The organism is Jiangella rhizosphaerae (genome assembly GCF_003579925.1).
Taxonomy (GTDB): domain Bacteria; phylum Actinomycetota; class Actinomycetes; order Jiangellales; family Jiangellaceae; genus Jiangella; species Jiangella rhizosphaerae.
Window position 1 is genome coordinate 1 of the sequence record NZ_QUAL01000381.1, and the last position, 8,984, is coordinate 8,984.

General features: G+C 72.7%; 5 protein-coding genes and 1 pseudogene. 2 read left to right on the forward strand and 4 right to left on the reverse strand.

From position 1 onward, the window contains the following. Positions 1 to 699: pseudogene (locus DY240_RS25985) on the reverse strand (hypothetical protein); the annotation flags it as partial. A 16-nt stretch (positions 700 to 715) separates the two neighbouring features. Further along, positions 716 to 1,864: an Mrp/NBP35 family ATP-binding protein gene (locus DY240_RS25990; RefSeq protein WP_119662584.1), complete on the reverse strand. Its 1,149-nt coding sequence runs from the start codon at positions 1,862 to 1,864 to the stop codon at positions 716 to 718. Between the two features lie 70 nt (positions 1,865 to 1,934). Here DY240_RS25990 and DY240_RS25995 point away from each other — a divergent pair, with 70 nt between their 5' ends. Continuing rightward, entirely contained in the window at positions 1,935 to 2,390 is a 456-nt protein-coding gene (locus DY240_RS25995; RefSeq protein ID WP_119662585.1) for a MarR family winged helix-turn-helix transcriptional regulator, read from the forward strand. Positions 2,391 to 2,785: 395 nt separating this feature from the next. Then, entirely contained in the window at positions 2,786 to 6,901 is a 4,116-nt protein-coding gene (locus tag DY240_RS33910; RefSeq protein WP_119662586.1) for a ThuA domain-containing protein, read from the forward strand. A gap of 518 nt (positions 6,902 to 7,419) precedes the next feature. On the opposite strand, the gene DY240_RS26005 is transcribed toward DY240_RS33910, so the two are convergent. Both DY240_RS26005 and DY240_RS26010 read right to left on the reverse strand, forming a co-directional pair. Further along, positions 7,420 to 8,220 carry an energy-coupling factor transporter transmembrane component T family protein gene (locus DY240_RS26005; RefSeq protein WP_407659408.1) on the reverse strand — a complete coding sequence of 267 codons (801 nt, stop codon included), beginning with the start codon at positions 8,218 to 8,220 and terminating at the stop codon, positions 7,420 to 7,422. Between the two features lie 2 nt (positions 8,221 to 8,222). Next, positions 8,223 to 8,984, reverse strand: a 762-nt coding sequence (locus DY240_RS26010) for an ABC transporter ATP-binding protein (RefSeq protein WP_147375530.1), incomplete at its 5' end; no start/stop codon positions are given.

Genomic DNA, 8,984 nt, shown 5'->3' on the forward strand with positions numbered 1-8,984 from the left:
GCCGGGCCCGGGCCGGCCGTCCGGGACCGGCGGCGGCGTGACCGGCGACTCGCCGGCCGGCGCGGGCGCCTCGGCCTCGAGGTCCGGCAGCGGCGAGGAGGGGCTGTCGTGCACCTCGGCGATCCGCACGAACGACAGGTACGGGACGGCCCGCTCGCTGACGACGAGCCTCAGGTCGAGCCGGTAGCCGTCCGGGCCGAACGCGTGCGTCTCGCACTCCAGCGCCAGTGGGTCGTCGCCGTCCGGGACGTCGTCGCTGCCCAGCGGCCAGCGCTCGCCGGTGGCGTCCGGATAGCTGACGTCGGCGACCACGCAGGCCGCCGGTTCGGCGTCCTCGTCGGGGTGGTAGGTCAGCGGGACGAGACCGGCGGCGCGGACCTGCTCGACGAGGTCGGCGAACGCCGCGACCGGGTCGCCGTCGACCAGCAGCAGCGCCTCGGTGCCGGCCGCCGGGCCGCCGTCGGTGGCGGCGTACGGGAACGGCCCGCCCAGCAGTACGGTGCCCGGCGGGACGGTGAGCGTCGCGGTGATGGGGCCACCGGTTCGTGTGGCGGACGTGGTCGTGTCCCGCCCCGATGGGGTGGGGTCCCACCCTACGGGCGGGGTCCGACACTGCCCGCCGTCGCAGTCGGCGGGGTCGTCGCCGCAGCCCGCGACGAGCGGGAGCAGCGCGCAGAGCAGGGCGGCGACGCGACGCATGTCGCCGACCCTGCCATCAGCCGGCGGGGGAGAGGCTCAGCGACATGCCGGCCAAACCGCGCTGGCGGTGCGACAGCCGCTTGGCCACCTCGCGCAGCGTGGCCGCCGCCGGGGCGTCCGGCCCGCCCAGGACCAGCGGGGTGCCGGCGTCGCCGCCCTCGCGCAGCCGGGTGTCGAGCGGGATCTCGCCCAGCAGCGGCACCGTGGCGCCCAGCCGTCGCGACAGGCCGTCGGCCACCCGCTGGCCGCCGCCACTGCCGAACAGCTCGAGGCGGTGCTCCGGGCCGCAGTGCGGGCACGGCAGGAACGACATGTTCTCGATGACACCGGCGACCTGCTGGTGGGTCTGCATGGCGATGGACCCGGCCCGCTCCGCGACCTCGGCCGCGGCCAGCTGCGGCGTCGTCACGACCACGATCTCGGCGTTGGGCAGCAGCTGCGCCAGCGAGATGGCGACGTCGCCGGTGCCGGGCGGGAGGTCGAGCAGGAGGACGTCGAGGTCGCCCCAGTAGACGTCGGTGAGGAACTGCTGCAGCGCGCGGTGCAGCATGGGGCCGCGCCAGGCGACCGGGATGTCGCGGTCGGGCTTGAACATCTCCGTCGAGATGAGCTTCACACCGTGCGCCGGCACCGGCATGATCATCCGCTCGACGACGGTCGGCTGCGACCCCTCGACGCCGAACATGCGCGGAATGGAGTGCCCGTAGATGTCGGCGTCGACCAGCCCGACGCTGACGCCGTCGGCCGCCATCGCGGCGGCGAGGTTCGCCGTCACCGACGACTTGCCCACGCCGCCCTTGCCGGACGCGACCGCGTAGACCCGGGTCAGCGAGCCGGGCTTGGTGAACGGGATCTCCCGTTCCGGCGCGCCGCCGCGCAGCTGCTGGGACAGCTCCTTGCGCTGCTCGGCCGACATGACGTCGAGCACCACCTCGACCGAGGTGCTGCCCTGCAGCGCCATGACCGCCGCGGTGACGTCGCGGGTGATGGTGTCGCGCAGCGGGCAGCCGGCCACCGTCAGGTACACCGCGACCGTGACGCGGCCGTCGGCGGCGACGTCGACCGACTTCACCATGTTGAGCTCGGTGATCGGCCGCTTGATCTCCGGGTCCTTGACACCGGCCAGGGCCGCGGTGACGTCGTCGACGGTGGGGAGCGCACTCATGGTGTCGATGCTACGTCCGCCGCGCTTCTGCACCGTCCCACGGTCCGCGCCCGGCTAGGATCTGGACGACATGACGGCCAGCAAGGACACCGACCAGTGGGTCACGCCCGAGCAGCTCGAGGTGTGGCGGCTGTTCATCCGCGCGCAGTCGCGGGTCATGCGGCGCCTCGAGGCCGACCTGCAGACCAAGCACGACCTCCCGCTCGCCTGGTACGACGTCCTCGTCCGGCTCCTCGAGGCCGACGACCGCCGGCTGCGGATGAGCGAGCTGGCCGAACGCGTCATGCTCTCGCCCAGCGGCCTCACCCGGCTGGTCGACCGGATGGTCGAGGAGGGTCTGCTCGAACGCGCGCAGGCCGAGCGCGACGGCCGCGGCTTCTACGCGGTTTTGACCGACGCCGGGTACGAGCGGCTGCGTGAGGCCAGCGGCACCCACCTGCGCGGCGTGCACGACTACGTGGTCGGCCGCTTCGACGACCACGAGCTCAGCACGCTGGCCGAGCTGCTGCGCCGCATCGAACCCTGAGGCGGGCGATCCCGCCGGGGCTCAGAAGACGGTTGGCGCTGTCGAAGACGACCGTTGCCATCGAAGTGGGGCCTCGGCTACCGATCGGTGTCCACGTGGTGGGGATTTCGGGCGTTTGTGTAGGCGATCCTGGATGATCTTCGCTGTCCACACCCCGGCGAGTCGGAACGAATCGGGCGCGAAGATCCGGTGAGGCGTGCCCAGGGCCCCGTCCCCCTGACAGCTGCCCCCAACCTCAAAGCCCACCAGCCCGGCCAACCCCGAATCGAGCGGCGCCGGCGAACTATTGACACCGGGCGGCGAAAGTCCCTAGCGTACGCCGGAAAGCCCTTACCACCTCCACCACCTGCCGTCCTCCGGCTCGTGGGAAGGCGCTTTCCGGTCAAGGAGGCCCGATGTCCCGGAGCACCCGCCGCCTCACCTCGATCGTCACCGTCCTGGCCCTGCTGCTGACCGCCCTGGTCGGCGCGGCCGTCACCGCCACCACGGCCACCGCGCAGGAGGAGCCGGACGCACCGCGGTTCCGCGCGCTCGTGTTCTCGAAGGTGACGAACTTCTACCATCAGTCGATCCCCGCCGGTCAGGCGCTCATCGAGCGGCTCGGCGCGGAGCACGACTTCGAGGTCGTCACCACCGACGACGCCACGATCTTCAACGACGCCGACCTCGCCACGTTCGACGTCGTGATCTTCAACAACACCAACTCCACCCCGCAGAGCGGCGATCTGCTCAACAGCGACCAGCGCGCGGCGTTCCAGCGCTACATCCAGGCCGGCGGCGGGTTCACCGGCCTGCACGCGGCGACGGCGGCCGAGCGGGACTGGGCGTGGTACGAGGGCCTGGTCGGGTCGATCTTCACCAACCACCCGCCGGGCCAGAATCCCGACGGCACCATCGACGGCCGCGTCAAGGTGACCGACCGCGTCCACCCGTCGACGGCGAACCTGCCGGAGCTCTGGGAGTTCGAGGAGGAGTGGTACAACTGGAACCAGCGCGTCGTCGGTGACGTCCACGTCCTGACCTGGGTCGACACCAAGGTCGGCATCACGGGGCTGACCGAGGGCCCGAACCACCCGTTCTCCTGGTGCCAGGTCTACGACGGCGGCCGCTCCTGGTACACCGCGGGCGGCCACAGCCCAGCGGCGTTCGAGGACGCCGAGTTCGTCGAGCACCTGCGCGGCGGCATCGAGTGGGCCGCCGGTGTCGCGGACGGCGACTGCGGCGGCACGGTCGAGGACAGCTTCGACAAGGTGCAGATCGCCTCCAACCCTGCCGACCCGATGGCACTGGGCTTCCTGAACGCCAACGAGGTGATCTTCGTCGAGCGCGGCGGCGCGGTGAAGATCATCGACCAATCGACGCTCGGGGTGACGACGGCCGGCACGGTCCCCGTCTACACGCCCGACTCCGACGGCCTGCTGGGCATCGCCGTCGACCCGGACTTCGCCACGAACCGGTGGATCTACCTCACCTACTCGCACGCGACGCAACCGCGGATCCAGGTCTCCCGGTTCACGCTGACGACGCAGAACCAACTCGACCTCGCGTCGGAACGGGTGCTGCTGGAGATCCCGACGCACCGCGAGCTGAACCGGTCCGGCGTCCACATGGGCGGCGCGATGGACTTCGACGCGGCCGGCCACCTGTATGTCGCGATCGGCGACAACGTCGACCCGTTCGAGTCCGGCGGGTACGCGCCCATCGACGAGCGGCCCGGCCGGGCCCACTTCGACGCGCAGTCGACCTCGGCGAACACCAACGACCTGCGCGGCAAGCTGATCCGGATCACGCCGACCGACGACGGCGGCTACACCGTTCCCGACGGCAACCTGTTCGCGCCCGGGACCGTAGGCGCCCGCCCCGAGATCTACGCGATGGGCTTCCGCAACCCGTTCCGGTTCCGCGTCGACGACGCCACCGGCCACGTGCTGCTGGGCGAGCACTCGCCCGACGCGCGGAGCGACAGCGGGACCCGCGGCCCGCAGGCGCACGGCGAGTGGAACCTCATCACGCAGGCCGGGAACTACGGCTGGCCGTATTGCATCGGCCCGAACCGGCCGTTCCACGACTACGACTTCGCGACGGCGACCGCCGGCGCGCCGTTCGACTGCGCGAACCCCGTCAACGACTCGCCGAACAACACCGGCCTGCGCGAGCTGCCGCCCGTCGTCGGCGCGACGATGTACGAGAACTACGGCGCCACGCCGGCCTGGCCGGAGTTCGGCACCGGCGGCATCGCACCGCACGGCGGCCCCATCTACCACTACGACCCGGAGCTGGACTCCGACACCAAGTTCCCCGAGTTCTACGACGGCAAGTGGTTCATCGCCGAGTGGGACCGGCGCTGGATCAAGACGGTCTCCGTCCTGGCCGAGGACCACGTGGGCGAGCGGTACCCGTCGGCCGGTGCGGGCGACGTCTACTCCGTCGACCCGTGGGGCATCGACCAGACCTGGATCCGGCCGATGGACATGGACTTCGGCCCGGACGGCTCGCTCTACGTCATCGAGTGGGGCAGCAACTTCGGCGGCGCGCTGCGCGGCGAGCCGAACGACGACTCCGGCATCTACCGCATCGACTACGTCGCCGGTGACCGGCCGCCGACGGCGCGCGCGGCGGCCACCCCGTCCGACGGCCAGGCGCCGCTGACCGTCCAGTTCTCCAGCGCGGGCAGCGGGCACCCGCAGGGCCTGCCGGTGACCTACGCCTGGGACTTCGGCGACGGCGGCACCTCCACCGAGCCGAACCCCACCCACGTCTACACGGACAACGGCACCTACCAGGCGCGGCTCACCGTCACCGACGAGGAGGGCCGCGAGGCGCTGGCCGCCGTGCAGGTCGTCGTCGGCAACACCAGGCCGGTCGTGACCGTCGAGCTGCCACCGGACGGCGGGTTCTTCGAGTTCGGCGACCGGGTCCCGTACCGGGTGTCGGTCGAGGACGCCGAGGACGGCTCGATCGCCGACGGCGGCATCGCCTGCGAGGACGTCCTCGTGCAGACGCTGCTCGGCCACGACGAGCACGCGCACCCGCTGGACACCGTCGAGGGCTGCGAGGGCGTCGTCCCGACCATGACCGACGGCGGCCACGGCGGCGACGTCAACCTCTACTACGTGCTCGAGGGCGTCTACGTCGACCGCGGCGGCGAGGGCGTCGGCACGCTCACCGGCGCGTCGGGCATCCAGCTGCGGACCAAGCGCACCGAGGCCGAGTACTACGACGGCAACAGCGGGGTCACGCCGCTGGCCCGGGCCGGCGCGAGCGCCGGCGTCCGGCTGGGCGAGATCCGGCCCGGCGACTGGGTGTCGTACGACCCGGTGAGCTTCCACGGCATCGACTCGGTGACCGTCGGGGCGTCGTCGGCCGGACAGGGCGGCATCGTCGAGTTCCGCAAGGACGCGCCCGACGGTGAGCTGCTCGGCAGCGTCGAGGTGCTGAGCAACGGCAGCTGGGAGACCGTCCAGGAGCTGGACGTGGACCTCGCCGACCCCGGCGGCTCGTTCGAGCTGTTCATGGTCTTCCGGGCCCGTGACGGCTACACGCCCGGCGGCCCGGACCTGCTCTCCGTCGACTGGCTGCGGTTCAACGGCCAGGGCGTGGCCGAGCCGCCCGGTCCGCAGTGCCCGGTCGGCGACGACGAGTTCGACGGCACGGCGCTGGACACCTGCCGGTGGTCGCGGATCGTCCGCGAGGCGGCCGCGGACTACCGCGTCGCCGACGGCCGGCTCTGGGTGAGGACGACGTCGGGTGGCAACTTCGGCGCCAACAACAACCCGCCGGTGCAGAACCAGTTCCTGCAGCCGATCGATCCGGACGAGGACTGGCTGATCCAGACCAAGGTGCACGCACCGCTGGAGCAGCGCTTCCAGCAGGTCGGCCTGCAGTACTACGAGGACGACGGCGACTACGTGAAGCTCGACCTCGTGGCCGACAACCTGCCGGGACAGCCGCGGTCGTTGCGGGTGGAGCTGCGCTCGGAGACCGGCGACGTGCCGTCGACGACCCAGCCGAACCTGCAGCCGGCGCCGGCCAACCCGGGCGACGAGTGGTGGTTCCGGCTGCGCAAGTCCGGCACGACGTTCACCGGCTGGGTCAGCGTCGACGGCGTTTCGTGGATCGAGCTGCCCGCGACGGTGCAGAACAGCGGCATCACCGACGGCGGCATCGGCCCGCTGCACCAGGGACGCGGCCAGACGGCGCCGGTCGAGGTCGGCTTCGACCACTTCCGGGTGAACCCGCCGGACGAGCCGCCGGCCTGCCCGGCGCCGGACACACGGGAGACCGTCGTGGTCGGCGACGTCGACAGCGGCGTGCCGAACGACGTGCTGCCCGACGGCTGCACCGTCGGCGACCGCATCCTCGACGAGGAGGAGTGGGCGAACCACGCCGAGTTCGTCCGCCACGTCGGCGAGGTGCTCGCCCAGCCCGACGTCGCGGCGGTGCTCACGGTCCGCGAGCGGTCCGCGATCCTCCGCGCGGCCACCCAGAGCGACGTCGGCACCACCGCCTGACCGACCCGACATGCGGCTCCCCGACCCGATCCGTTCACTATCAGGGGGACGGGGCGAGTCTGGGCACGACCAAGGCTCCACAGCCGACGTCACCGCTCCGCCGTTGCCATGATGATGAACGCTCGCGGACATCACGAGGATTACCCGAGCCCCAACACGGTTGTAAGCCTGTTGGGGCTCGGGTAATCCTCGTGTCAGCCCCCGAATCGCGGTGAAATCTCACCAAGTGGACGTCGAGCGACACCAAGCTCACACCGCTGCGGGCCCAACGGCCCGGCCCGTCGCCACACTCCCCCCCGTCCCCCTGATAGCTGCCCGTTCTTAGGCCGCGTGTGCGCGGGTCAAGCGGACCTACGACGGCGCGAAGCGCCCAGCAGTCCGCTTGAGGCGCGCGTGCGCGGCCAAGAGAATGGGCAGCAGGGGGACGGCCAATGCCGCACCCCCGGCCGACGCGGCCACCAAGCCCACGCTCCGTCAGAACCCCACAACCCGAGCAACACCCCACTCACCGTGATCATCTACGAGAGGACGGGGGACCAGGTGCCGGTCGCCAGGGCCACCCCGACGGCGACGGCGGTCAGCAAGGCGGACGCGGCCAGCAAAGCCGCGTCCGCCCGGCCGAACTCCGACCGCCGGGCGGAGGTGCGGTGCGCCGACGCCGCGAACCCGCGGGCGTCCATCGCGACGGCGAGGTGCGTCCCCCGTCGCACCGCCCCGACGAGCAGCGCGAACAGCCGGCCGCCCAGGACGGCCAGCGCGCGCAGCGGGTTGCGGTCGCCGCCCAGGCCGCGGGCCCGCCGGGCGCGGCCGAGCACCTCCCACTCGGCGGCCAGCAGCGGCGCCAGCCGGAACGCGGCCAGCGACCCGTAGGCGAACCGCGCCGGCACGCGCAGGTGCTGGACCAGCGAGTCGGCGAGGTCCACCGGGTCGATGGTCAGCACCGCGAGCACGCCGGGCAGCGCGATGGCCGCCACGCGCAGCCCGGCCGTCGCGCCGGTCGCCAGGCTCTCCGTCGTGACCAGCAGCGGACCGGCCTCGAGCAGCGTCGCACCACCCTTGCGCGCCGTGAACACGGCGTTCCCCAGCGCCACCATGACGACGGCCAGGCCCAGCGGCCACAGCCGGCGCACCAGCCCCGGCCAGCCGACGCCCCACGACGGCACCGAGACCAGCCAGGCGGTGAGCAGCAGCCCGGACGACACCGGGTCGACGCTGACCAGCAGCACCAGCGACGGGATCAGCGCCGCGGCCAGCTTCGCGACGGGGTTGCGCCGGGCCAGTGGTGCGCCCGGGTCGGTGGACAGGTGGGTCTGCAGCAACGTCACGACCGCACCTCCGCCTCGGCCGTCAGCTCGCCACCGGCGACGGTCACGCGCGCGTCGGCCAGCGCGCCCGCGAACGCCTCGTCGTGCGTGACGGCCACGATCGCCGTCCCGCCCGCCCGCAACTCCACACACAGCTCGAGCAGCTCCGCCCACGTCCGCGCGTCCTGACCGAACGTCGGCTCGTCCATGACCAGCAGGTCCGGTGCGGTCGCCAGCATCGCCGCCACCGACAGCCGCCGCTTCTCACCACCGGACAGCGTGAACGGGTTCGCGCCGGCCAGCCGGGTCAGCCGCAGCCGGTCCAGCAGCTCGTCGGCCCGCCGGACTGCCGCGTCCGCCGGCACTCCGGCCCGGTGCGGCCCGACGAGCAGCTCGTCGCGCACCGTGCGGGTGACGAACTGGTGCTCCGGGTCCTGGAAGACGGTCCCGACCCGGCGGCACAGGTCACGCGGCCGCCACCGGTGCAGCGGCCGCTCCGATCCGCCGAGACGGACCGAGCCGGTGTCCGGCGGCAGCAGCCCGGCCAGCAGCATCGCCAGCGTCGACTTGCCGCTGCCGTTCGGCCCCGTGACGGCGACCGCGGTGCCGCGCCGCACGGACACCGACGCCGACGACAACGCCGGCCGCCGGGTGCGCGGGTACGTCAGGCTCAGGTCGCGCGCGGTCAGCAGGACGTCGCCGCCGGGGCCGGGCCGGAACGGGGGAGCGGCCGGGCCCCACGGCGCCGGCACCCACACCCCGGCGGCCGCCAGCGCGGC